This window comes from Bradyrhizobium sp. 956_D2_N1_4 (assembly GCF_052076025.1).
Classification (GTDB): Bacteria; Pseudomonadota; Alphaproteobacteria; order Rhizobiales; family Xanthobacteraceae; genus Bradyrhizobium; species Bradyrhizobium barranii.
In genome coordinates this window covers 1926048-1950259 of record NZ_CP197237.1, presented here as the reverse complement: position 1 = coordinate 1950259, position 24212 = coordinate 1926048, and the positions used below count along the sequence as shown (strand labels likewise).

Annotated in this window: 20 protein-coding genes; 5 read left to right on the top strand and 15 right to left on the bottom strand. The window is 59.7% G+C overall.

What is annotated here, in order from left to right; genetic code table 11:
- Window positions 1-12: 12 nt before the first annotated feature.
- The 6 genes from AB7535_RS08745 to AB7535_RS08720 form a co-directional block, all read right to left on the bottom strand.
- Window positions 13-1275 carry a patatin-like phospholipase family protein gene (locus AB7535_RS08745; protein ID WP_439037272.1) on the bottom strand — a complete coding sequence of 421 codons (1263 nt, stop codon included), beginning with the start codon at window positions 1273-1275 and terminating at the stop codon, window positions 13-15.
- A 425-nt stretch (window positions 1276-1700) separates the two neighbouring features.
- Entirely contained in the window at window positions 1701-2777 is a 1077-nt protein-coding gene (locus AB7535_RS08740) for a hypothetical protein (protein WP_354077561.1), read from the bottom strand.
- Between the two features lie 995 nt (window positions 2778-3772).
- A complete protein-coding gene (locus AB7535_RS08735) occupies window positions 3773-3991 on the bottom strand; it encodes a DUF1127 domain-containing protein (protein WP_434057411.1) in 219 nt (72 codons plus the stop codon).
- Window positions 3992-5203: 1212 nt separating this feature from the next.
- Complete coding sequence (locus AB7535_RS08730; protein WP_085398148.1) at window positions 5204-5608, bottom strand: nuclear transport factor 2 family protein; 405 nt, start codon at window positions 5606-5608, stop codon at window positions 5204-5206.
- A gap of 943 nt (window positions 5609-6551) precedes the next feature.
- Window positions 6552-7682, bottom strand: coding sequence for a L,D-transpeptidase family protein (locus tag AB7535_RS08725; RefSeq protein ID WP_439037271.1), 1131 nt, complete (start codon window positions 7680-7682; stop codon window positions 6552-6554).
- 195 nt (window positions 7683-7877) lie between these two features.
- Window positions 7878-8147 (bottom strand): hypothetical protein, encoded by a 270-nt coding sequence (locus AB7535_RS08720; protein ID WP_085401693.1) that lies wholly within the window; start codon window positions 8145-8147, stop codon window positions 7878-7880.
- Window positions 8148-8419: 272 nt separating this feature from the next.
- Between AB7535_RS08720 and AB7535_RS08715 the strand changes: the two genes are divergently transcribed.
- Window positions 8420-9649 carry a cupin domain-containing protein gene (locus tag AB7535_RS08715; RefSeq protein WP_071915263.1) on the top strand — a complete coding sequence of 410 codons (1230 nt, stop codon included), beginning with the start codon at window positions 8420-8422 and terminating at the stop codon, window positions 9647-9649.
- A gap of 210 nt (window positions 9650-9859) precedes the next feature.
- Here AB7535_RS08715 and AB7535_RS08710 read toward each other — a convergent pair whose 3' ends face one another.
- The 3 genes from AB7535_RS08710 to pdxR form a co-directional block, all read right to left on the bottom strand.
- The gene (locus AB7535_RS08710) at window positions 9860-10180 is read right to left on the bottom strand and encodes a DMT family transporter (RefSeq protein ID WP_085401694.1); all 321 of its coding nucleotides are present in this window, start codon (window positions 10178-10180) and stop codon (window positions 9860-9862) included.
- A gap of 106 nt (window positions 10181-10286) precedes the next feature.
- On the bottom strand, window positions 10287-10742 hold the full coding sequence (locus AB7535_RS08705) for a carboxymuconolactone decarboxylase family protein (RefSeq protein WP_063984223.1): 456 nt from the start codon (window positions 10740-10742) through the stop codon (window positions 10287-10289).
- A gap of 127 nt (window positions 10743-10869) precedes the next feature.
- Window positions 10870-12291: a MocR-like pyridoxine biosynthesis transcription factor PdxR gene (pdxR, locus tag AB7535_RS08700; protein WP_085401766.1), complete on the bottom strand. Its 1422-nt coding sequence runs from the start codon at window positions 12289-12291 to the stop codon at window positions 10870-10872.
- Window positions 12292-12494: 203 nt separating this feature from the next.
- Between pdxR and AB7535_RS08695 the strand changes: the two genes are divergently transcribed.
- The gene (locus AB7535_RS08695) at window positions 12495-13145 is read left to right on the top strand and encodes an FMN-dependent NADH-azoreductase (protein WP_135217212.1); all 651 of its coding nucleotides are present in this window, start codon (window positions 12495-12497) and stop codon (window positions 13143-13145) included.
- Window positions 13146-13281: 136 nt separating this feature from the next.
- On the opposite strand, the gene AB7535_RS08690 is transcribed toward AB7535_RS08695, so the two are convergent.
- Window positions 13282-16149: an ATP-binding protein gene (locus tag AB7535_RS08690; RefSeq protein ID WP_135217211.1), complete on the bottom strand. Its 2868-nt coding sequence runs from the start codon at window positions 16147-16149 to the stop codon at window positions 13282-13284.
- A gap of 317 nt (window positions 16150-16466) precedes the next feature.
- Here AB7535_RS08690 and AB7535_RS08685 point away from each other — a divergent pair, with 317 nt between their 5' ends.
- Window positions 16467-17354, top strand: a complete 888-nt coding sequence (locus tag AB7535_RS08685; protein ID WP_085401697.1) for a haloalkane dehalogenase — start codon at window positions 16467-16469, stop codon at window positions 17352-17354.
- Window positions 17355-17516: 162 nt separating this feature from the next.
- On the opposite strand, the gene AB7535_RS08680 is transcribed toward AB7535_RS08685, so the two are convergent.
- On the bottom strand, window positions 17517-18320 hold the full coding sequence (locus AB7535_RS08680) for a ThuA domain-containing protein (protein ID WP_244623528.1): 804 nt from the start codon (window positions 18318-18320) through the stop codon (window positions 17517-17519).
- Window positions 18321-18520: 200 nt separating this feature from the next.
- Here AB7535_RS08680 and AB7535_RS08675 point away from each other — a divergent pair, with 200 nt between their 5' ends.
- Window positions 18521-18943 carry a DUF805 domain-containing protein gene (locus AB7535_RS08675; protein ID WP_085401698.1) on the top strand — a complete coding sequence of 141 codons (423 nt, stop codon included), beginning with the start codon at window positions 18521-18523 and terminating at the stop codon, window positions 18941-18943.
- Window positions 18944-19143: 200 nt separating this feature from the next.
- On the opposite strand, the gene AB7535_RS08670 is transcribed toward AB7535_RS08675, so the two are convergent.
- The 4 genes from AB7535_RS08670 to AB7535_RS08655 all read right to left on the bottom strand — a co-directional run bounded on the left by AB7535_RS08670 (window position 19144) and on the right by AB7535_RS08655 (window position 23034).
- The gene (locus AB7535_RS08670; RefSeq protein WP_085401769.1) at window positions 19144-20223 is read right to left on the bottom strand and encodes an NAD(P)H-dependent flavin oxidoreductase; all 1080 of its coding nucleotides are present in this window, start codon (window positions 20221-20223) and stop codon (window positions 19144-19146) included.
- A gap of 10 nt (window positions 20224-20233) precedes the next feature.
- The gene (locus AB7535_RS08665) at window positions 20234-20947 is read right to left on the bottom strand and encodes an SDR family NAD(P)-dependent oxidoreductase (protein WP_085401699.1); all 714 of its coding nucleotides are present in this window, start codon (window positions 20945-20947) and stop codon (window positions 20234-20236) included.
- A gap of 137 nt (window positions 20948-21084) precedes the next feature.
- The gene (locus AB7535_RS08660; protein WP_245344104.1) at window positions 21085-22044 is read right to left on the bottom strand and encodes a helix-turn-helix domain-containing protein; all 960 of its coding nucleotides are present in this window, start codon (window positions 22042-22044) and stop codon (window positions 21085-21087) included.
- 180 nt (window positions 22045-22224) lie between these two features.
- On the bottom strand, window positions 22225-23034 hold the full coding sequence (locus tag AB7535_RS08655; RefSeq protein ID WP_161495844.1) for a LytTR family DNA-binding domain-containing protein: 810 nt from the start codon (window positions 23032-23034) through the stop codon (window positions 22225-22227).
- A 120-nt stretch (window positions 23035-23154) separates the two neighbouring features.
- Between AB7535_RS08655 and AB7535_RS08650 the strand changes: the two genes are divergently transcribed.
- Entirely contained in the window at window positions 23155-24126 is a 972-nt protein-coding gene (locus AB7535_RS08650; RefSeq protein WP_085401700.1) for an alpha/beta hydrolase family protein, read from the top strand.
- Window positions 24127-24212: the final 86 nt, after the last annotated feature.

Genomic DNA, 24212 nt, shown 5'->3' with positions numbered 1-24212 from the left:
TTGCCTTTGGCACTAGGCATCCGCTCGCTCTTGGCATTTACGATACGTATCTTTCACCTTTTGCCATCCCTCCTTGTCGTTCTTCTCTGGATGCTCATTTATGAAGTGTGGCCCTTCATGCGGGTCGAGGTCTGCATGTGCGTGATACCTCTTGATTGCTTGTTCCGCAGCGGCTCTTCCCAACACTCGCCCGTTATAGAGGTTGCTGTGATTCCATTTGAAATTGATGTGCCCCGGCACCTGGATCTCGACGATTATGCCTTCCCATTTGGGTTCGTCGTACTGCACGTGATATTTGAAGATCCTGACGTCGTCTTCGCCAACGGTCGCTGCGAATAATTGGCAAAGATTCGCCAGGGCATCATGAAGGTCTTTCGGTTTGCGGACCTGCTTCGAATCGACGATCCTGCTCACCCATATTTCGTCCAGATCACGGTGCTCCTCGAGCAAGCTCTCGAAGTTGACCGTGTCGATCAGCGCTCCTTCGCAGTACGTAACTCCGTCGATCTCAACTGTTTCTTCGATGAAGGGAAGAGCTGAGCACGCACATAGGCTGGACGCGCTGATTGGCCCTTTGTACTCTTTCTTGTCGGCTTGCTGGATCATTGGTCGGTTGGAAAACAACGCGAGCTTATGGTCATCAAGATTCCAGGCGTTGTGAAATATGACGGGCTTTCCAGGCTCTTTGAGCGCTTCGAACTTTATGCTCTTCATGAACTGGCTATTCGGATAGTTGATCTTGGAGAGGCCAGTGACATGGGACAAGTACATCATTGACGTGAGATAGCGAACGAAGGGATTGGGTGCCAGGACCTGATTAAGGATCCATCTGTTGATGTCTCCGTCGTCCGGGATCGTGAACTTCTGTTGAGGGAACCAGAGCGACATAGAATCCCTGAAGGCATTCACCATGGTCGATGGGTCCCATAAATGCAGATAGTTCTTGGGATCCATGACGAAGCTGGTCAGAGCCCTGCTCATGCTTCCTGCCCAATCCGGACCAAACACGGTGTTTATGGGGAAGCGCTTATAGCCTTCGTCGTCTCGAAACACGCCATTCTTGAAGAATTGATAGGTCTTTTCCGCCATGGCTTTGTTTTCAACTCCATCAAACTGATTGTAGACGATCCCAACCCAAGCGCCGATGCAGGACAAAGCCCACACGTCAAACCTTATATCTTCGTTGGCAAGGGCTTCCAGAACCCCGATGTGCAATCCTGCTGCCGGACCGCCTCCGCCGAGCGCAATCGCTCTCTTTACCATCGGATCCTCCATCTGATTTATCGTGTGGCTTATTCTCCAATCAACTTTCTGAATTGCGTGAAGAGATTGGTCATTCTTGGGCTCTCGGCCGCACAGAATGCCATCGAACCAAATCTGACAGTTCATAGAGCCAGCATTGCGAAATACGATACGTGCGACGGAGCGGTGGACGTCGATATTCGATCTCGAATCTGCTGATCCCACTGGCGCACGAAGAGCCTGCTTAGCCTATCGCGGTCTGAACCGTCCATTTGTGAACCACTTCACGTACGATACTTATTGCCGCCCATGGCCGCGGACCTGTTGTCCAATCGCGACTTCCGTTATTGGCCCAAAGCGGACGCTTTGTAGTCTTTGCTCAGATGTCGGCTTGTGACCCGGAACGGACATATCGAAATCAAAACAGACCGAAACGGACGAGAAGCACCGCGACTCAACTACGGGAGTCCTTTTGTCACCGTAAAGGGATTGAACCCACGTTCCGCGAGGGCAGCCCACGAAGCTGCGCCAAGATGTGACAATCGGAAATAGAGCCGCGGTTTGGTCGGATCGGTGTCCAACACGAACCCGGTCGGCAACTCGCGGGCAGTTGTGGCATAGAACCCACCATCCGGCGACCTCTGGGATTCGACTACAGCGATCAACGAGTCTGCTCTCCCAGTCCTGCCGAGCAATTTCATCAAGAGAGCCATTTGGCCCGTTCCTTCGGTCCACACACCGTCTCGGTCTTCACCGTAAGAAAAGCCCTCATCGACACTCATTCGCTGTTCGGCGGTCGTAATTGCCGATGCAAATTTCTCGGCCGCTCCGTGGAGCGCTATTAAAGGCCAGACCTGAGCATCGAGAGCCAAAATCGGATTGTGCGTGACACCGTCTTCAGCGGTACCTGCGGCGAAACAGGCGCATGCCGGATCCCACATCGTATTTACGAAGTACTCAGCGACCGTTGCCTTATCGCGCCAGCGCGAATCCCCTGTACGGATCGCAAGAAGGCCAAACGCGGCGGCGAGGTCAGTATTATGTTCAGTCGATTTCCACGCCCGCACTTCCGGCGTCGGTTCGTGCCCAAACGTACCACCCGTGAAACCGCCAGTACCGCGCGTATCGGCCCATTGCGCGACCCAGGCGCCAAGCCGTGCTGCACCATCGCGGAACCGAGGGCCGGCGTTCACATCATCAAGCGACAGCAACGCCAACATGGCCCATGCCATGTTACCAACATCGCTGCCCACCTGATATCGATCCTCTAACCATTTGTTCTGAGTATTGTCCCACCACCCCGGAAGTTTGACGGGGCCATTCCCCACCACGCCCGCGGCGTAAGCGTTCCGGAGCCGTCCATCATGCCAGGTGCGGTCGTTGTCGATGGCCCAGAGAAGCGCCGAGCCAATCCGATACGCTTTGTCTTGCTCACCGCAACCGACCAACGCGATGGCGGCTACCGCATTGTCATAGAGGTAGGCGGCGCCATGCAGAGGCCCCGATTCGACGGTCGGATAGCTGGGCAGGAACAACGGCCCTGATGGCGGTGCCTTATCAATTAGACCAGCGAGGTATCCGCACGCTGACGTTTTTGGTGCTGTTGAGGCTTGCAGTGGAGCGGAGGCCATCATGATTGCGAAAGTCGCGACGATCCAAGTCTGAAGGCAGAGTCCGCGACAACGGTAGAAGCAACAAGTGATTGGTGCCGGTAGCATTTCGCTGCCTCTCGTGTCTTTTCAACCAAGATAGACTTTAGGACATCGGGAAGAATGCCGGTCAGGATCGAGAAAAAACTGTGCCTTCGTCTTCAATGGCAGCTTATGGCACTTTTCGGACCTGCGGCGGCAGTGTTCCGATGTCCGCTGTTGAGGGTTGAACGGACCTAAATCAGCCGCGCCCGAAGGTCGCCTTTTGACCCAGACCGGACCACCCGTTCGCCGCGCAGGCATTGGGCTTAGGCTCGACCGGTCCTCGCGCTAGTTTGAAGGACCTCGTGTTGCCAGACAGAGCGGTCGTCCCCATCGTATAGTGATCAGAAATCGCCAGCCACGAAAAGACCAGACTACTGGCGATTGCCGCGCTTGCGTCGCCTGCTTGGGCGGAAGGGCGCGGGTACGGGTGCCAGGGCGAGCCCCTGGTACGGTATGGCAATCATCCCTCGACCATGGCCGACGAGTGCCGGTCATGCCAGTCCCGTGGATTATCGAAGAGCTGATCTATGGCCAAAAGCATTCTTGTCATCGTTGCTATTCTCGCAATTTCTACTTCTGGCGCTTTGGCCGCACAGAGGACCCATCATGGCCGCGCGTCGCCTGCGCCGTCGCCGAGCGAGGGGTCGAGGGGGCTGAGCCCATATGCCGTGGGCCCAGGTAATTCCAACGACCGCGAGATGTACATCAAGAACCTGCGCGACTCCGGGTATAATCCGGAGAACAACTTCAACAGGTTCGGGAACGTGCAGGCAGCACCTTATGGGGGCGGCTAAACCTCGAATCCCGTTAACCCGGTACCGGCGCGGCTGCCGTCGCTAGGCCCGCCAAAACGGCTTTTCGAGTTCGTGCGCGATGTCGCTCCGGGAGACGCCGATATCGTGCAGGTCGGGCTCGGTCCAGCGCGCGAGCTCCCGGCGATTGCGATAACGCTGCCGCCAGAGATGAAGGGTCGCGCCAACGCTGGCCCAAACCTCGTAGAGGTTGACGAGAGCCTTGATATCAGCGGAGATCAGGCGTGTTGAAGATAACTTCACAGCTTTATCTCCCCCTATAAGTTCGGGAGGACTGTATCGCTGTGCTACTGACAGCATACTGTCAGCAGCAGGTAGCATCTCTGGCCCAAGGAACGGAGATGCCCCGGCTTCGGCTGACAATCACTTTGCGTCATGTATTCTTGGGAAGTCCGATGTTGGCCCATCAGCGAAGTGACGACACCGCTCAAGGAGGTCCGCTTAGCGAGGCGGTGCGGACTGGATTTGCTCGCTCTGAGTTCTTCGCATTTTGACCCGAAGTCGACCTTAAACTCGTAACCAGCGAGAGGCTGATCGCAGCTTAGCAGAGTCCTTGGTGGGACTTAGCACAAGCGGCACGCTCCCCAGGATCCGCAGCAACCCGCGCAACCACCGAACCCCCAGCCACCATACCCCCAGTCATCGAACCCGATGTCGTCATAGAATCCGATGCTGAACCCGCAGCCGCCGCAACCGCAACCACGGAAGCCACGGCAACCACGGAAGCCACCGCAACCTCGGATGCCAACGAACCCGCTACCACCGCAACCTCGAATGCCAACGAACCCGCCACCACCGCAACCTCGGATGCCAACAAACCCACCACCACCGCAACCTCGGCCGCCAACAAACCCGCCGCCGCCGCAACCTCGGCCGCCGCCGCACCCCCCGCCACCATGGCCGCACCCGCAACCACCGCACCCCCGCGCTAGCTGCACGCCGCCGCCAAAGTTTTCTCTATCGAAAAGATGAAACGTGGCCAGACTGACGTCGGCCATTTCCTCTTCGCCAAGAAAGAAGCGCTGATTTGGCGAGGTGTTGGATTGCGGGATACCGGTAGCGGGCATCGTGGATGCGGATGCGCTACTCGCCAGCGAAAGACCCAGTCCGGCCGCACCTAGCACCTTCACGGTGGCGGCTTTGGCTGTGCGCTTCTGCTTCGAAGCTTGCTTGACCCGTGGCATGATCGCACCCTCCGTAGTTCTTGTGAAAGCGCTCTGCAAGAGTGCGCTCGGCGAAACCGGCGCGCAAGGGTTACCTGTGCCATAAAATGCGAAACATCTCATCGAGCTCCATTCATCTTCAGAACCGAGATCGACACATGACCGCTTTTGGTTAAGCAGAATCACGCCAGCCGACCAGCGCAAGAGGCGTCGCGATGTCGGCTGTCTACGGGAAAGCGGACGTCACACGATGGTTGGGCTGACCGCAGCTTTTGACCCAAAGCGGAAATCACTAGCTCGGTACCCCGCTTAGGTGAAATGTCGTAGCAAGGATGCGCCAGCCGTCGGGGGAGCGAACAAGGTTGTACGACTGCCGCCATTGCCTTGTGACGCTTCCATCCGGTCGGAGGTTTTTCCACGTTACAGTTCCGAGAGCACTGCGTTCGCCTATAGGAACAGCCACTACATCGTGCAGAGTTCCACTTTCGGCCCCTTCGCGTCGGTAGGTGTCGGCCACTCCTTGGAAAAACCGCGCAATCTCGTCACGTGACTGAAAACAATGTATCGACCCGTCACCCCGCATGGTGATGCAGGGAGCGCAGTAGAGTTTGGCGATTTGATCACCATCCCAGGTGGTGAATGTCTCCATGTATTTGTTGAAGAAGGCAGATATCTCGACTTCAAGCGCTTCCGGCATGATTTGTCTCCAGAGCTTTCATGTTCTGCGACGAGCAAGCCAACCCGAATTGTCTTGGGTTGCGATACAGCGCACGCGGAATTCGGATGGCGACATGCCGTTCAGCCGATCCGCTGCTGGGTCCAACTCCGCGCAACTGGCCTGCTCTACAGTTACGATCTGATCCGCGGCCAACCAAGCTACGATTGGAACTGAAGGGCCAATGATTACGAGATAGGCCAAGCCGAGAGCGGGAGACCAACGTTCAATACCAAGCCCTGTCCGGAAGACCACGGCCATTCCTAAGCCGAAGCACGCGATCCAAACGGCAAGCCAACAAGCAGAGATCATTCGTCTCTCCCCGCTCCAACAGTGTGCGCAATGTTACCGTTGACGCCCATCTCTCGCCAGAAGACAGTTTGCACCGAAGGGGCAATGCACTTGACCGATTCTGGATGGTTAAGCTCACCTGCCAGTCAGGTGTTGATGGAAACGACGAGGTCATTGAATGCAAAAGGCTGATCGGCGATGTCGCCTATTGGCCCCAAGCAGCGGTTGGTGGATGTGTGCTATTCCGCTGCTGTCAGGGGAGAAGCAGACATCCGGCAAACAGGCCAAAAATGACGCGAATGACCCATAGCAGACCTGCACCCGAGCATTCGCCGAGTGGCCGCCTTAACCTCGCAGTGGCAGCGGGATGGAAAGCAGTTAACGCGCTAGTGCACTTCGTAATCTTAATTTGCGCGAAGGCGTCCCACCGAAATTGCTCACCCGCGCCGACGAGTTGATCGAATAACTCGCTCTTAGCTGAGACGCATGGGTCCACACCTATCCCGAGCCGACTCGCGCAGCGCTTCATCGCACTCCGCTTCCGGGCGTATTCAGACCTTGAGAAAGCATTGGCGAGGTCTGGCAGTGACCCGGCAGCTGACTCTGGATGCAAGCCTGAAGTAGACCGGGCGCTCTAGCACCCGTCGTCTCCTTCCACGACGGTCGACAGGAAGCTGGAACGAGCCAGATCACATGCAATCGGTTTCGAGAACGAGGTGCCAAACCATCTACTCGTCAACGAACCATCGTTGGTGACCCAGGGGATTGGCGGCAGTTGCGGCAGATAAGATGCATACGGCATCACTTTCGCAAGCGTCACTCTGACCAGATACTTTGCAAGAAAAGCCTCGTTCATTCCGCCGTCCAGTCCGCTATAGATCGGGGCTGCCGGCACGTTGTCATTGAGCAATCGCGCGAATTCGAGTTCGTCGGTGCGTTGCTTCTCAAGCGCCCGCCGCGCAATTTTGGAATCCACGACAAACGCGGGGCATTTATCGGTGGGACTGAACACGAGAGGATACGGCGAATTTGGTGGAGCTTGCGCATCGAACACATAGCGTCGATTGCACACGTCCACCTTAGGTTCGAGATGCGTCGTCTCGAAGTGATCGTTGCCGACTTTGAGAATTTTCCAGAAGGAGAGGTTCGGGCTATTTCGATGCTGCGCCAGGTTTGCCGGCGTCAGGCGGAATGGATAAGCCTGGACCTGAAAGGACGGTCGGCCGCCGAGGGAGTCCCGCGCTAGCGAATAGATCTCGCTTATCTGTTCGTCGGTCATGGCATAGCAACCGCTCGATGAGCAGTCGCCATGGATCATGAGTAAGCTGCCGTCGCGATTGTTTGCCTTGTCGAAGCTGTTGGGAAAGCCGACGTTGATCGCGAGATGGTAATCGGAGTTGGGATTCATCAGCTCGGGAGTAATCGTATAGAACCCCTCTGGAGCCTGACGGTCACCCTCCTTCAGTTTCGGCCCGAGATCCCCCGACCACCGACAGATCGGGTACACCTTGAGGATTTTGAAGAGGCCGGTGGTGTCCTGTTTCCAGACTTCGAGCTCCGCCTCTTGCTTGAAGACGCGCACAAGGATAGGCGAGTATTTTGGCATCTTCTTTTGTCGGAGCAGCGAGAGCAACTCGGGTGGTAGCTCCTTTGTAGCCTTGGCCGGCAAGCGGTTGCTGTTTTCGCCAAGGCAGGTGGCCGGCGACAACGCCGCGAAAAAAGCTGCAGTCAGCACAAGCGCACGGAGTGCCGTGGCGCCGATCATGACCTTACCTCGGGCGTGGAATCTGCTCATTTGGGTAGCGTGTAGTCAGTGGGTTCGTAAGGCAAGCCCAGATGGACGCAGCCACCGGAGAAGTTCGAGCTTATCGTTGGCCTTGGGGATGCCAAGACGCTCGGTCTCGTCGTCCGCTTCTGGCCCATAGCTGACCTGCCCGATCGGTTCAGCCGAGGACTTCTTTTAACCCAAAGCTGACCTCAAGCAGTTCCGGAGACAATTAGGCAAAAAGCCCGCATTGGTTATGACAGCATTCTTGGCGGCGCTCGCGACATCGGCCAAGTCGGAGTTCATCAATGTGCCGACGGAGTGATCGCCACCGATAGCCAAGACCGGCATCGGCAATTTTCCGGTCTTTGCGAACAGCGTTTTGTTGTCCTCGCCGTCCTTAGTGAAGGCAGCCAACTGTCCGCCAAAGGCATCGTGGATGGCATCCGTACGAGCATAGAGCACCGCATCGTGATCCCGGGTCTTTCGTCGATCGCAGCGGGGGTATGGGTTCACGGCCTGGTTCGAAAACCGATACGGCTATCGAAACATCGAGGCGGACAGCGCCAATGTTGGCGCTCGCCCTGCCGGAAGCCGCCGGAACTCGTGCTAACGAGAAATATCGAAGTGTACTGCTTTGATAGTGTGAACCGCTTCCAACGGACGACGCTCGGAGACGTCAGGCGCAGGTGTCGTGCGCAGAAGCATTGTAGCCTGGAATCATGGGAGAACCGCGCATGGATTCCATTTCTCGTCGCCATATGTTGGCAGCGACCGCTACCGGAGGTCTGCTAACGAGCGTTGGGCTGGCGCACGCGCAAACCGCGGACGGCGCGATTCCTCAGCCACAGCGACCGGGTCACGGCGGCACCGATCCCGGTCCGCGCAATCTCATGCGGGATCGGCAGAACCCGGATCTGCTGGTTCCGCCGTCGACTGATCATGGTACCTTGCCGAACCTGCGCTTCTCGTTCTCGGACGCCCATATGCGGCTTGAGCCGGGCGGCTGGACCCGCCAGGTCACGCAGCGTGAGCTAGGCATTGCCAAGTCCATGGCCGGCGTAAATATGCGCCTGAACGCGGGCGGTGTGCGTGAGCTGCATTGGCATAAGGCGTCAGAATGGGCCTACATGCTCTATGGCACGGCTCGCGTGACGGCCGTCGATTCTGAGGGACGCTATTTCGTCGATGACGTCGGCGTCGGAGATCTCTGGTTCTTCCCGGGCGGAACCCCGCACTCGATCCAGGGCCTCGGCCCCGACGGCTGCGAATTTCTTCTCGTGTTCGACGATGGCGATTTCGACGAAGACAACACCTTCCTGCTCAACGACTGGTTCAAGCGCATACCGACCGATGTGCTGGGCAAGAATTTCGGAGTGCCTGCCTCGCTGTTCGGCCACACCCCCGATGAAAGCGAGCGCTATATTTTCCTGGCTCCGTTGCCGGGGCCGCTCGGATCGGAAGCCATATCGGGCGCAAAGGCGTCGGAGACGAGCTACACGTGGCGGATGATGGAGCAGGTGCCCATCAAGACGAAGGGCGGAACGGTGCGGATCACCGATTCCCGTTTGTTTCCAATCAGCACCACGACCGCAGCGGCCCTGGTTGAACTCGAACCTGGCGGATTGCGCGAGGTGCACTGGCACCCTAACGGAGACGAGTGGCTCTACGTCATCGAGGGACAGGCGCGCATGGGTGTGTTTGCCGGCCAGGGGCAGGCGCGCACATTTGATCTGCAGGCCGGTGACGTTGGTTACGTCCCGGTGGCGATGGGCCACTATCTCGAGAATACCGGCTCGACCAACTTTCGATTTCTCGAGACGTTCAAGAGTGACCGCTTTATCGACTTCTCTCTCGATACCTGGATGGCGGCAACACCGCCGGGACTGGTGCAAGCCCATCTCAAACTCGATCCGAAGGTGATGAGCGCGCTGCGCACGAACAAGGCTCTGGTCGTGCCGGAATAACCGCCCAAGTCGGAGTGAATCGCGGCGCACTCGTCCGGCGCCCGGTGGGCAGGCCGCTGGCGGACCGCCGGCAAGATTGCGCCATCTCCGGCTGCAGAAGGAGAACGCCATGAATGTTCTGACCTGGGCCGCCCTGCGTTGGTGGTCGCCGGATCCGCCTTAGCATCAAACGGTCAGGCCGAAACGGGCACCCAAGCGTCAGTGGCATCCTCAGTTTGCAGAGACAAGCTTTAGTCCAATCACGCCGGCCACAATCAAAGCAATGCAAAGTATCCGCGCCGGCGACGCAGAGTCGCCCAGCACTGCGATACCCAGAACGGCGGTACCCGCGGCACCGATACCGGTCCAGACCGCGTACCCCGTTCCTACGGGAAGTGTGCGGAGCGCCAGCGAGAGAAGAAAGATACTCGACAAACCGGTGGCAGCCGTAAACAGCGCGGGTATCAGCAGCGTGAAGCCTGCGGACCACTTCATGCCGAAGGCGAATCCGATCTCGAGAAGGCCGGCGGAGGCCAATATCATCCATGCCATGTGGGTCAATCCATTCGCTGGTCACCGGGCGTTACGGCCGGGCCGCTTGTGAGGGGCTGGACGCGCATGGAGGATTCCATGCGCGACATGCTTGCTGATGGGCGCCTCAAGCCTTACTGGCGGCAGCGGGAATCGAGCGGAACGAAATTCCCAATCGATTGAACGCGCTCATCAAGCCGATGGCATAGGTGAGGTCAGCGAGTTCCTTGTCGCTGAATTCGCCGGCGGCGGCCTCGTAGTCGGCATCGGGAACGCCGGTTTCGGCCACCCTCGTCACAGTTTCGGTCCAGGCCAGCGCAGAGCGTTCGCGCTCACTAAAGACTTCCCCCGCGTCTCGCCACACAGGCACCAGCACGAGCTTGTCCGCGGCGACACCAGACTTGAGCAGGTCGCGGGAGTGCATATCGATGCAGTAGGCACAGCCGTTGATCTGCGAAACCCGCAGATACACGAGATCGACAAGTTGCTTTGAAAGGCCGCTTTTTTGAAGATAGACGTAGACCCCTCCAAAAGCCTTGAAGCCTTCCGGTGAAGCCTTGGCGTAATCGATGCGCTTGTTCATGATCGAATCCTCATCTGGTTGAAGGATTCCATCGTTTCGCATCTTGGCCTATTCAAGAAGGACCATGATAGGCGTTTGTAGCTGGGCCATGATTTCCATAATCCAGCAGATCACGCTCGAACTTCAGTCACATCAATCCCAAGATGCGCCGTCCGAAATTTTCGGCCATGCGCCGCGAGGCGATATTCGTGAAGTTCAAAAGAAGGGCGGAAGCCCCATCATTGCGCCTCGTCCAATCCGTAAGTGCCTCCGCGTACAGGCCTTGTTCCCGCATGCTCGCAGCGAGCCGGCGATCTGAACGGTTGCCTCGCAGACGCAAGATCAGGTGCATGCCCCCCGGCTGTAGATCTATTCGCACATTTTTTCCCAGCACGCTTTCCAGCCCTGCCGCGGTTGCCGCGCGGCGCTCGGCATAGAGCCTCCGCATCCGCTGGATATGGCGCGCAAAATGTCCTTCGGCGATGAATGAAGTGACGATGGTTTGCGTAAGCCCCGGAGAGCCGGTTGAAAGGCTTTCGGTGACCTCCTCAAACCGCTCGACCTGCGCTTCCGGCACGACGAGATAGGCCAGCCGCATGCCTGGAAAAAGTACCTTGCTGAAGGTACCCGCATAGAGCACCCGCCCGTCACGATCGAGGCTTTTCAATGCAGGGAGGGGGCGGCTGACATAGCGGTATTCGCCATCGTAGTCGTCTTCGATGATCCATGCCTTGTTTCGCGCGGCCCAGTCCAACAACGCCAGACGCCGGGGTAACGACAGGGACATGCAGAGCGGGCTCTGATGCGCAGGCGTGACCACCGCTGCGCGCGCCCGGGGCGCGAACTTGACGGCATCGGAAACGACCATGCCTTCCGCATCGACCGGCACCGAGATGCCTTCGATCTGCATATATTCGAAAATTTCTCGCGTGGGCGGATATCCCGGGTCTTCGAGCCAGACGCGATCGCCCGCCTTCAGCAGGGCATGACCGATCAGTTCCACGGTTTGGCGGTATCCCGAGGTAACGAACACCTGAGACGGCGAGCAGTTGATCCCACGCGAGACCTGGAGATATCTCGCGATTTCAGCACGCAGCGAAGGCAAGCCGGACACAGGGGGATGGATCATATCGGAAGGCTGCATGGCCCGCGCACTACGCGCGCCAAGGCGCGCCCAGATCTTCCGGGGAAACGCATCCAGGGCGGGCAAACCCATCTGGAATGGCAGGATGGAATCCGGACGAAAACTGACTGCATCCATCCGGGGATCCGCTCGCGGCGTCGGGTTCGCAATGGATATTCGCGGCGTAAGGTCTGGGCTTACAATGGTTCCTGCCTGCCCGCGCGCCTCGACATACCCTTCAGCGGCCAGCAAGGAATAAGCCGTGTCGATGGTACCTCTGGCCAGCCCCAATTCCTTGGTCAACGCCCGTGCCGACGGAATGCGGTCACCAGGCTTCAACATTCCAGTGGCGATAGCGTCGCGAAACCGATCGTAAATCTGCCGGTAGAACGGTGCTGCCGCCTTCGGATCAAGCGGCGGGAGCTTTCGGGGATTCGCGGCAGGCATGGCCCGATCCGATCTTTCGATGAACAAAAAACCCACTATGCCATAACGGTTCGGATTGGTCTCCACTCCTCGCACGCTGCAGCGGTCGAGCCTGCGCCGGCAAATCATGGACCAGTCGCAAAGCTCATTCATGGTCCTTGGATGCAGGCCGAAATTGCTCTTTGCTGATGATCAGAGTTCGGACAGCAGCGATTGGAAAGCAGATGACGAAAATACTGCATTTGACTTGCAGCCCCCGCGGGCAAGCCTCGGAGAGTTACAGGCTATCTCAGAAAATCGTCGGCTACTTGCTGGATAGCGAGCCGACGGCAACCGTCATAATCCGACCGATCAGCGGCGTCCCCGATATCGATGAAAGCTACGCAACTGCTCTTGGCGCGACCGAGCGATCGTACCTGGAAATGTTTGTCGAGGGTTCCATGTCCCGGTCCGAAGAACTGATCCAGGAACTGGAGAGCGCGGACTTCGTCGTCATCGCAACTCCGATGCACAACTTCACCGTGCCTGCCGCTCTCAAAGCGTGGATAGATCACGTCGTTCGAGTCCGTCGAACGTTCGACGTGACTGCCCAAGGAAAACTGGGGGCGTTGCGCGACCGCCCGGTTTTTGTCTCAGTGTCCTCGGGCGGACGATTTTCCGGCGATCGCGCGCATCAGCCCGATTTTCTCACGCCGTATCTAAAAGCTATCCTCGGTACTATCGGGCTGCATGATTTGACGTTCTTCTCCGTCGAAGGATCGGCCCTTGGTCCTGATGCATTGGTCGCAGCCCGAACCAAAGCGGATCAGGCAGTGCAGAGGTTCTTCCTCCGTTTCGCGCGCCATTCAACGGGGGCGTTTCAGCAAGCTGTATGAACGGGCAACGGCACCTCGCGGGATTCCCTACCAGCGAGACCAATACAGCGCCCGGGAAGCTGAGGTACTTGCCTCCTCAATTGCGCAAGCAAAACTTCCCCCAAACATCAGAGCCTCGCTAAGAACGGAGATTGGCTTAACTGAGATCACGCAAGAGACCTTTTGCTCGCTTAAGGTCGGCGGTGTCGAGACCTTCGGTAAACCGGTCGTAAATCGGTTGCAGCAGCGCCTTCGCTTCAGCCGGTCGGTCCTGATCGCGAAACAACTGTCCCAAGCTTGTGGCGGCGCGTAGTTCCCAGGACAGAGCGCCCTGCAGGCTCGCCCACTTCATCGCCCGGAAAAACTGATCCTCGGCCGTTGCCGCAGCGCCGGGTGCACCTTGCAACAGCAGCAGTTCGCCCTTGATGCGCAGCAGCTCGGCGATGCTCAAGCGTTCTTCGGTCTCCTCTGCGCGCGCGATCGCATCGTGTACCACCGAAAGTCCTTCGCCCACTTGCCCGACGCGCCCCAAGCCTTCCGCCATCTCACCAACGAACAGGAAATAGCGATGCGATGCGTTGACTTCGTCGCCGAGTTCGTCGATGCCTGACCGCAGCAGCGGCAATCCGCCGGGGGTATCTCCGCGCTTGATCGCAAGCAGTCCTTGATGGCTGCGGGCAAAGGCAACATAGCGCATCAGCGAATGCCTGGTCGAAAGGTCGATCAGCCTTGCCACGTAATGGTCTGCGACATCCATATGGCCGCTCCACAGCGCGATCGGGCATGCTGCGTTGGCGACGATGTAGCACACCGAGTTGACGTGTCTGCTGGCAGATGCCTCATGCAGGTATGTTTCGGTGACGTGCATTGCGCGATCCGGAAATCCCTGCAGCCATAGGGTCCGGCCCAGAAAGGCGCCGGCGGTCACCCGCTGGTTGCTCCGGAAACGGCTGATCCGCGACTTTTGGACTGGAGGAACATAGTGCGCGAGCATGCGTTCGAGGTGATACCGCGCGCTCGCTTGATCGCCGAGGCATTGCTGCGAGATGCCGATCAATCGCTCACCGATCAGCCGATCGTTGGAATTTGACCGGCTTGCCGCAAGGGCGCTGAATCGTTGCGCGGCGGTCAAGGAGGCGCGAAGGCGGCCGGCAACCCGGTGAAAGAACCACAGGCCTAGCAGCGACCGCAATTGGTGCTCGACATCGTCAAGCCTCTCTGCAAGCTCCAGCGCCTTTGTCCAGGCTTCGCCGAGCGCGGGAATTTTCGCGTCGGTGACAAATATCAGGGTCGTACCGAGCGCGGTATGCAGCTTCATCTCGAGGCGCGCGTCGCCATTGACGGCAGCCCCAAGGGCGGCGATCGCCCGCTCCACGCGGCCGCGGCATTCCTCCAGCAACGACGAATGGACGCATAGGGGCACTGCGGCCGCGGTCAGCCCCGCGCCAATCTGCACGTCACCGCTGGGTGAAAAGGCCCAACCCAGCGCCGCGCGCAGGTTGTCGATGTGCCGTCCATAGTCGCCCATCCAGTCGACCGTGGGGCGCATCTCCAGCTCCGCTTCAGCCCGCTCGAACAAGTCCCGGTAATATTCGGCATGGCGACGTGCGAGCCGTTCCCGCTCCCCGCTCTCGCCGAGCTTTTCGAGGGCATACGTATGGGTCGTATCCAATAAGCGGTAGCGCGCCGTGGTGGCATCGATTTCCGCCACAACCAGCGACTTCGAAACCAGGCTGGAAATTCCATCGACCACGTCCGGCAAAGCGATCCCGGCGCCCGTTACCACCGCGCAGATCGCCTCCAGGTCGATGGCACCGGCGAAGACCGCGAGCCGGCGGAGGAGCACCAACTCAGGCTCAGTCAGTAGCTCGTAGCTCCAATCGAAGGTCGCCCGCAGAGTTTGGTGCCGCGGCAGCGCCGTCCGCCCTCCGGTCAGCAGCTGAAAGCGATCGTCAAGGTGAGCGGCGAGTTCTTCGACACCGAGTGCCGTGACACGTGCCGCCGCCATTTCAATCGCGAGCGGTATGCCATCAAGACGCCGGCAGATCGCCGCGATCGTCTTTGCCTGATAGCCATCCAGAACCGCCCCTGCCTCGGTTGCTCGTGCACGTTCGATGAATAGTCTGACGGCGCCGTATTCCAGGAGATCGTCCGCGTCCTCCGTCGGAATCGAGAGCGGCTGCACCCAGTAGACCTGCTCCCCCTCGGCCCGGAGCGGCTCGCGGCTGGTTGCGATGATCTGAGCCGAGGATCCGGCTCGCAGCACGCCCTCAGCCATCCTCGCCGCGGCGTCGATCACATGCTCGCAGGTGTCCAACACCACCAACAAGCGCCGCGCTGCCAGTGCCAGCGCCACGCGCTGCGTCGAAATTTCACCTCCGCCGAACTTGAGTCCGATCGCGGCAGCGAGCGCTATGGGAACCAGACTGGGATCAGCGAGCGGCGAGAACTCGGCCAGCCACACGCCCTCTGGAAAATGCGGCAGCAGTTCACGGGCGACCGCGAGCGCGAGCCGTGTCTTGCCGATGCCCCCCGCCCCGGTCAGGGTGACGAGCCGGCCGGCACGGACAAGCTTCGAGATTTCCTCGACCTCGGCGGTGCGGCCGATCAACGCTGAAACCGGCTGCGGCAGGTTGGTCGACGCTAATGGCTGCGCCGACGCACTTTCCTTTAGGTAGAGTGGATGTCCCGGTCCGGTTGCTGGCCGCATGGTCCAGATGCCGCGCAGGTGATAGCCGCGGCCGGACACCGTCTGCAACAACTCGCGATCGGCGCCAAGCGCCTTGCGAATGGCGGATATATGAATCTGGAGCGTGTTTTCTTCGACCGTCGCAACCGGCCACACCCGATCTATAAGATCGCGCTTGGTGACAAGCTCGCCACCCGACTGAACCAGAATCTCCAGAATCTCGAATGCGCGGTTCCCGATCGGAACGGAAACACCTCGGGACCGCAGCTCACGCTGGGTAAGATCGATCTCCCACCCGTTCGACTCATAGACGGCTCGTAGGCCTTGCTCCACCATCACGGCCTGCCCCGTCGGTTGAGTAATCCTAAGAAACTCTCAGCATCAGATCAGGGAACCGCTCCAGGAAAGCAGCTTAAACGTTGATCTGGGCAGTGGGCAAGCGCCGTCGAACTATCCGCTTAACGCGCGGCATATCAATGGCTTGATACCCAGCATCTGCTTGGGTGATCTTCTGAGCAAGATTAGCATAACAGCATCAATGGCGGGCAAGCGATTGATGCAAGGCCCTAGTAAGATCACTCTCGAGCCCAGCGGCGCGCTGTTGCGCAGGCTTCGCGGTGTCGCTGCGCCCAAATGTAAACGGGAGAGCGAACATGATCTCTGCGGCATTTCCCTATAAGAAGCAGCGGCGGCGGGTCCTCGGCCGCGAGATGGCGTATGTGGAGGTGGGAAAGGGCGACCCCATCGTACTGCTGCACGGCAATCCCACTTCGTCGTATCTCTGGCGCAATGTGTTGCCGCACCTGAAGCCGCTGGGTCGCTGCATCGCCCCCGACCTGATCGGCATGGGCGATTCCGACAAGCTGCCTGACAGCGGTCCCAACTCGTATCGCTTCGTCGAGCACCGCCGCTATCTCGACGCCCTGCTCGAGTCCCTGGACGTGCGCGAACGGGTCACCCTCGTCATCCATGACTGGGGTTCGGCGCTCGGCTTCGACTGGGCCAACCGCCACCGCGAGGCAGTGAAGGGTATCGCGTACATGGAGGCGATCATGGGGCCGCAATACTGGGACCACTGGGACAAGTTCGAAATGCGTCACGCCTTGCAAGGGCTGCGTTCCGAGAAAGGCGAGGAAATGGTCTTGCGAGACAATTTCTTCATCGAGAAGATCCTGCCGGGAGCCATCCTTCGCAAAATGTCCGACGAGGATATGGCGGAGTACCGACGGCCCTTCGCCGAGCCCGGCGAGGGCCGGCGTCCGACGCTGACGTGGCCCAGGCAAATCCCCATCGAGGGCGAGCCCGCCGACGTGACTGCGATCGTGACCGCCTACGCCGACTGGCTTAAGACGAGCCATATACCCAAGTTGTTCCTGAGGGCGGAGCCCGGTGGGATCCTCGCCCATGGCCCGGTTCTCGATTTGGCCCGCAGCCTCCCGGCACAGACCGAGGTGACGATCTCGGGACTCCATTTTGTCCAGGAAGATTCGCCGGACGAGATCGGACGGGCCGTCGCCGGCTGGATGGAGGCGTTGGGCTGACGGCGGCCATGCAGGGCTGCGATGTCAGGATCATCAAGGCTCACTCTGAGTTCTTCGCATTTTGACCCGGAGCGGAAGTCGCAGACCAAGACGGTCCGAACCTCAGGCATGGACACCAGCCAACGAATCCGGCGGTGGCGCAAATGCGAAGTGCCGCGGCGTCTACCAGGGCGACCTTCGCATAGACCACAGGATAGCGTTCGTGAGAATTCGCTGGTAGCGGGCGTCCCGCCAAACTGACGGCTCGTGGCCTAGCGCCGAATAAAATACTCGTCCCTCGCCATAGAATCGGGTCCAGGTGAGAGGCCAGCCATAAAATCGTTGATGTACGCCGGTCTTGCCAAGGTCCACCGAGCTTGGGTCGAGGCGCAGGAGCACGCGTGAACCACGATAGTCGAAGTCGCTGATTTGGTAGATCTCGTCCTCGACTTGCAACGCATTCCCAAGAAATGCCACCAGGGGATCGCCGGGATCAACCACCTCGATCTTCACGGCCTGATGCCAAGGATGACCATTAAAGTAGCCGCCGACCAGATCTAGATAGTCCGGCCAAGTGTAGAATGTGTCCGTCGCCGAATGAACGCCGAGGAACCCGCGGCCCGAGCGCACAAAGTCGAGAAGAGCTCTCTTTTGCGCGTCGCTCATCGGAAGTTCTCCTGACGTATAGAACATCACCGCTGCGTAGCGCTCGAGGTTTTCGGTAGAAAATTCGGACGTGTCTTCCGTTGCAGTGACTTCAAAAACACCCGAATGGCTTCCGAGCTGGGTCAGGATAACCTTAGAAAGCGGTATGACATCATGCCGGTAGCCGGCGGAGTATGTGAAATAGAGGATGCGCTCTCGCGGACGCTCCGCATGCGCGCCGAGTGGTCGGATTGCCGCCGCGCCGCCGAGGAGCGCGATGAACTCACGTCGCCTCACAATCGCCTCCGCCAAAACCAACCATGTGTTGAAGAAGCCTAGCACAGATCAGCCCAGCGCCGACCGGGGGGCATCGCCCTCTCGCGTCCTATGCAACGCTGCTGGCCTGATCCTATTGTGACTGTCGGCGATTGTCCGCCCGTGCGCACAATTTTAGGTTATCTATTGGGATAGTGTTGGGCTGTATAGCCTATGCTGCTTAAGCGTTGCACTACAGCTATCGGACAGGATGATCTCGGAGGCGCATGCATTCAGCTTTCATTTGGTATTTCTTATCCATGAAAGGCCGCATCGGTCCGCAGGAATTTCGATTGGGACTTTTGGGACTTGTGCTAGTCGACATGCTCGTCGTGCGCATCGCGAGGAAGCTCACTGATTCAGGACCCCAATACTATAGCGTCAACCCTCCGCTCGACTGGCCCATCGTCCCGGCTGTCCTCTTTATCTCGCTCTGGCCGCTCGCTGCAATCCTTGTGAAGCGACTACATGACTTCAACATCTCGGGTTGGTGGGCGCTCACAATCCTCGCAATTCCTCTCCTCGTCGACGCGCTCAGCATTCCGTATTGGCTTCCTTATCTTTTATTGGCGGCAATCCTGAGTGCATTTCCCGGACGGCCTGGCGACAATCGGTTCGGCTCGACCTCGCTACCGCGCACGCGCGTCTAGCGCGCGCCCAAAGCAGACCGGCCGGGCGTTTGAACGGTGGCGCGAAAGTCAGCCGCAATGTCTGCTGATGGTCCATCCCTGCCGACAGCGCTCCTCAACGACAGGTCAGCTTCGCAGGGTAAACCCGGCGCGCCGATCCGCAGCGAACCACGCCGGACTTCGACCCAATTCGGACTTTGGTTGGTATCCCAAGCCGGACATCAGCTGCCTCCAGACTTGGTGGCTTCCCGCACGAGGACGTCCATCAACATTTTGGCGGGTATCTCGCGGGCAAGCGCCGCCGCCTGACCTGACCAGAGTGGCGTGAAATCGGAGCTTCCATTCTGCTCAGCCACAGCACGCAGCGGCGACACTTCGCCCATGGGCAGCGGAAAGTCCGGTGCCGCGTCCGACCAGGGACCGATCTCGGCGGCAAGGCGATTGACCAGAACCCTCGCCGGTCGCCCGGAGAACACGTTTGTCACGACAGTCTGGTTCAACCGCGCATTTCGCAGGGCCTCGCGATGGAGTGGGGGCGTTGCCGACTCGGCGCAAAGCAGAAAGGCGGTTCCCACCTGCACGCCGGCGGCACCGAGTGCGAACGCCGCTGCGATCCCTCGCCCATCCCCGATCCCGCCGGCTGCGATCACGGGCACGCTGACGGCGTCAGCGACTTGTGGCACAAGGGCGAACGTGCCGGCCTGTGAGGCGATCGCGCGCTCGCTGTTAGAATCGAGGAATGAGCCTCGATGTCCTCCGGCTTCGTACCCCTGAGCGATGATCGCATCGGCACCATGCTTTTCGAGCCAGCATGCTTCGTCGACTGTCGTCGCCGATGAGATCACCTTGCAGCCGGCTGCCTTGACCCGATCGACCAATCCGGGCTCGGGCAAACCGAAATGAAAGCTTACCACCTCCGGCCGGACCTGTTCGACTACGGCGGACGCGGCATCGCCGAACGGAGCGAGATCGAGGCGCGGTGTAACCGTTGCGGGGGCGATGCCCAGTTCGCGATAATACGACGAAAGCTTCTCATGCCAGGCACGCTCGCGAGCGGCGTCCACCTTTGCCGCATCGTGGCAGAAGAAGTTGAGATTGATTGGTTTCTTCGTCAGTCGCCGTAGCTCGGCAACGGTCTTTGCAATGAGCTCAGGCGTCAAGACAGCGCAGCCGATCGAGCCAATGCCGCCGGCATTCGAGACCGCGGCTGCAAGGTCTACCGTGCCCAATCCGGCCATTGGTGCCAGCACAATCGGATGCTCGATCTTGAACAATTCAACAAGACGTCGGTTAGACCACATCGCACACCTCCTACCAGCGGCCGGCGGACGCGCCGCCATCGACATGCATGATCTCGCCGGTGACGAAAGCCGCTCGCTCAAGATACATCACGGCGTCGACGACCTCCTGTATCTCGCCCATGCGGCCCATCGGCTGAAGACTTGCGAGGAAGCCATGCGCCTCCGGCGCATGCATTGAGGTCGCGATCGCGCCAGGCGATATGGCATTCACACGGATATTCCGGCTTGCGTACTCGATCGCGAGCGAGCGGGTGATCGCGTTGAGCCCGCCTTTGGTTAGCGCCGCGAGCGCCGCCGCCAGGGACGCCATCGGCTGCTCGGCGATCGTGGCCGTGATATTGACGATGTGACCCGAGCCCGCGAGCAGCATCCTCGCCGCCACCCGCTGCGTCAGATAAAAAAAGCCCGCGAGATTGACACCGACCATCTTGGCGAAGTCGGCCTCAGAATAATCGGTAAAGGGCTTCGCAATGAACAGGCCGGCATTGTTGATGAGCGTATCGATCCGCCCGAAGCGCTCGATGGCCAGTTCCACGATGCGATCGGCCGTCTTTGCGCTGGCGATATCGCCATCGACCGCGAGCATCGACGGATCGTCGCTCCTGCCGATCGAACGAGAACTGGCAACGACGTGGTAGCCGATATCCCGGTAGGCCTCGAGCAATCCTGCGCCAATGCCGCGCGATGCTCCGGTGATGATGGCAACCTTCCGTTCGGACGTCATATTCGCTTCTCCTTCACGCAAAGTGCATGGATGGGCGAACAGTTACCCTGATCGAGGCAATGCCGCTTTGCATCGCCTGCTCAGCTATTGTCATTTCCTGCCGTCGGTGGATGCAGATCGTTACATCGGTAACAAAGTCAAGCCAGCCGGTTTCGCCGATATTGCGCCGGCGTCTGGCCCGTGGCTCGCCGGAATGCGCGGGTGAAATTGGCCTGGCACGAAAACCTGAGCCCGAGGGCGATATCGACCAAGGCCCGGTCCGCATCGCAGAGCAGGTCCTTGGCGCGTTCGAGGCGCCTTGCACTGACATGCCGATGCGGCGATTTACCGATGGCGGCCTTGAACGCGCGCGCGAAATAAAACTCGCTCAGGCAGGCAACCGAAGCCAGCCGCGCTACCGTCAGATCGCCCTCCAAATTGGCTTCGATATAGTCGAGCACGCGCGCCAATCTGCGTCGGTCGAGCCCTTCCCCTGCGGCCGGCATGACCAGGCCGGACCGCGGCGCAGCATGGTTCTGGATCAATCTTGCCACCAGACTGAATGCCAGGGTTTCGGCGAGCAGCCTGCCCGCGGACGTCTCGTGTTCCAGTTCGAGCATGATGGCAAAGGCAATCTCGGCAAGCAGTGGATCGCGGAAGCCGCCCTTGTGGCGGAGTGAATCGATCGCCGTCGCGTCGAACCCTTCACCCAGATCATGCGACAAGAACAAGCCAGTCGGTAGGTAAAGATGCAAGATCGCGGGCACCGGCTCGGACATGTCGATCAGGCCTTGCTGCACGCCGGCCGGACGAAACCAGATGGTTCCACGTTCGGAGATGGTCGAGTCGATGGCCCCGTCCAGCCGACGCGTGACAACGGACCGACTACCGCGCACATCAACGCAGATCTCGGCATCAGGCTGGGGGTTATTCCAGGCAACCGTACCGCGGTGGCTGCGAAGCTCTGCCGTGAGATTTGACCAACCTCGCGCGGCGGATGAGGCCAGCAGCCCGGCGAGGCCGTATTTGTTGGGGCTGCGTTCGCCTGACGGCGACGGCCGAGATGTCAATTCCTGATTTCGGCCAAATAAATTCACGCCGGCGTCACCTTTGGACATGCTGCGGGCTCGACGGCGTCAATGTGGTCGGACTCGTGGCTGACCGCAACTCTCGCCCCCGCCCTATCACGCATCTGCGATCAAGCAGTGTAGCCGCTCACTTCCGTTATTGGCCCCCAACCGACGTTGCCACGCTGCTGCCGACCGCCAGCTTTTGACCCACAACGGACATGGCCTCCGTCATAGGGGCAATATTTCTGTTTCGGGGCTGCGGCCCCCCGTCGAGCTCTCGTTCGTCAACCAGCCCGCCTCCCGCACGATGGCGACGGCTGACCGGGCGACCGGGGCCGTGATTCCATTGACGAGTTGCAGTCGCAGATTGCGACCCTCGGTAACGGCCCGCACGACCGCCTTCCTCGCGACCCACCAGGAGCGATGTACCTGCAGGCCATCGGCATTTTCGAGCGCCATCATCGCCTGGTTGAGCGTTGCCAGTACAAGGCGAGAGTTGCCGGCGGTATGGACGCGCACATAGTGGTCCTCCATCTGCAGGCAAAGCACCGCGGAAGGTGGCGCACCGAGTAGCCCGAAAGCGGTTGGCGGCGCTTCGCCGGCTTCCTTGGCCTGTTGCCGGCGATGTAACCGGGCCTGCATAAGAAGGGTGAAACCGAGCACAATCGGCAAGGCGGTGATCAGCCCCTGCAAGTACCAATCGAGCGGTCGCAAGATTTTCAGGAAGGGCCATATCGATACGGCGATCGACGCGACCCAGATCTGGAATGGCGCGTTCAGGATGACGACGCCGAGAAAGATCGACATCCAGGTCATTGCCGGGTTCAGGCGGAGCCGCAGCACCACCCGGATGAGCGATCCGAAAAGCAGGATTCCGGGTAAGAAGCAGGCGAGTTGAAACACCACGCGCTGCCAGGTCGGTCCGTTCAGATAGCTACCAAACGGTCCGATCAGGCCGAAAAAGATGGCGCAGACGCTCGCGATCGCGAGGTCAACGGCCCAATCCCGCAGAAAGTCACTCCGACGCGCTTCGCTCATAAGGCCATTATAGTGGCGGTTTGCCCGCCGGCGAACCCATTCGCCCGTTGGCGAACAAGTGCTGGCGCAGGCCTGTGCCGTTTGCTGGATCCTTGGCGTCCCACTCGCCGAGAGGTTCCCATGCGCTACACGATTGCATATTTTTTCGCCGTACTCATCGCAGTCACCGCCGGCCAGGCCGACGCCGCGGTCGGGTTCCGGCATTTCAGCATCGACGATCCGCAAGGCCCACCTATCGAGGTGGGCGTCTGGTATCCGACCACGATGACCCCGAAGCCGGAGGCGGTCGAGTCCGATCAACAGATGGTCGCCCGCGACGCGCCGGTTGAGGGCACCGGTCTTCCGCTGGTGGTCATATCGCACGGTCACGGAGGCTCCTATGCCGGGCACCTCGACACCGCCACGGCCCTGGCCAATGCAGGGTTCGTCGTCGCCGCTCTTACGCACAATGGCGATAGCTGGCGCGACCAAAGCCGTCCTACCGCAATCTGGGAACGGCCACGGCAATTGAAGCTGCTCACGGATTACATGCTGGGCGCGTGGAGCGACCACGCCCGCCTCGATGCCAATCGCGTTGGCGCGTTCGGCTTCTCGGCTGGCGGCTTGACGGTGCTGGCGGCCGCCGGCGGCGAGCCGGACCTTCGGACCCTTCCGAGTCACTGCAAGGCGCATCCCGCCTTCGAAGACTGTCAGATCATGGAAGAGCACCCGTTGCTGCCGGATAGCGATATCGTCTGGACCCACGATCCGCGAATCAAGGCGGTGGTCTCCGCCGCGCCCGCTCTCGGTTTTGCCTTCGGGACCAACGGTCTGGCGGCGGTCCTCCAGCCGGTACAGCTCTGGCGGGCCGAGGATGATCAAGTGCTACCACACCCCTATTATGCGGAAGCCGTTCGGCTCGCGTTGCCGACACCACCCGAGACGCACGTCGTGGCTGACGCCGGGCACTACGACTTTCTGAAGCCGTGCTCTGCGGACCTGGCAACCCGCATGCCGGCAATCTGCACAAGCAAGCCGGGCTTCGACCGCGCTGCGTTTCATGAGCGCTTCGATCACGACATCGTCGCCTTCTTCAAGCGGACGCTGCAGTAGCAGGTTTTGAAGTGGGATGTCCGTTCTTGGCCGTTAGTTGATATTCCCGCGCTCAGAGCGAACGTCCCCTTGTGACCCGAAGCGGA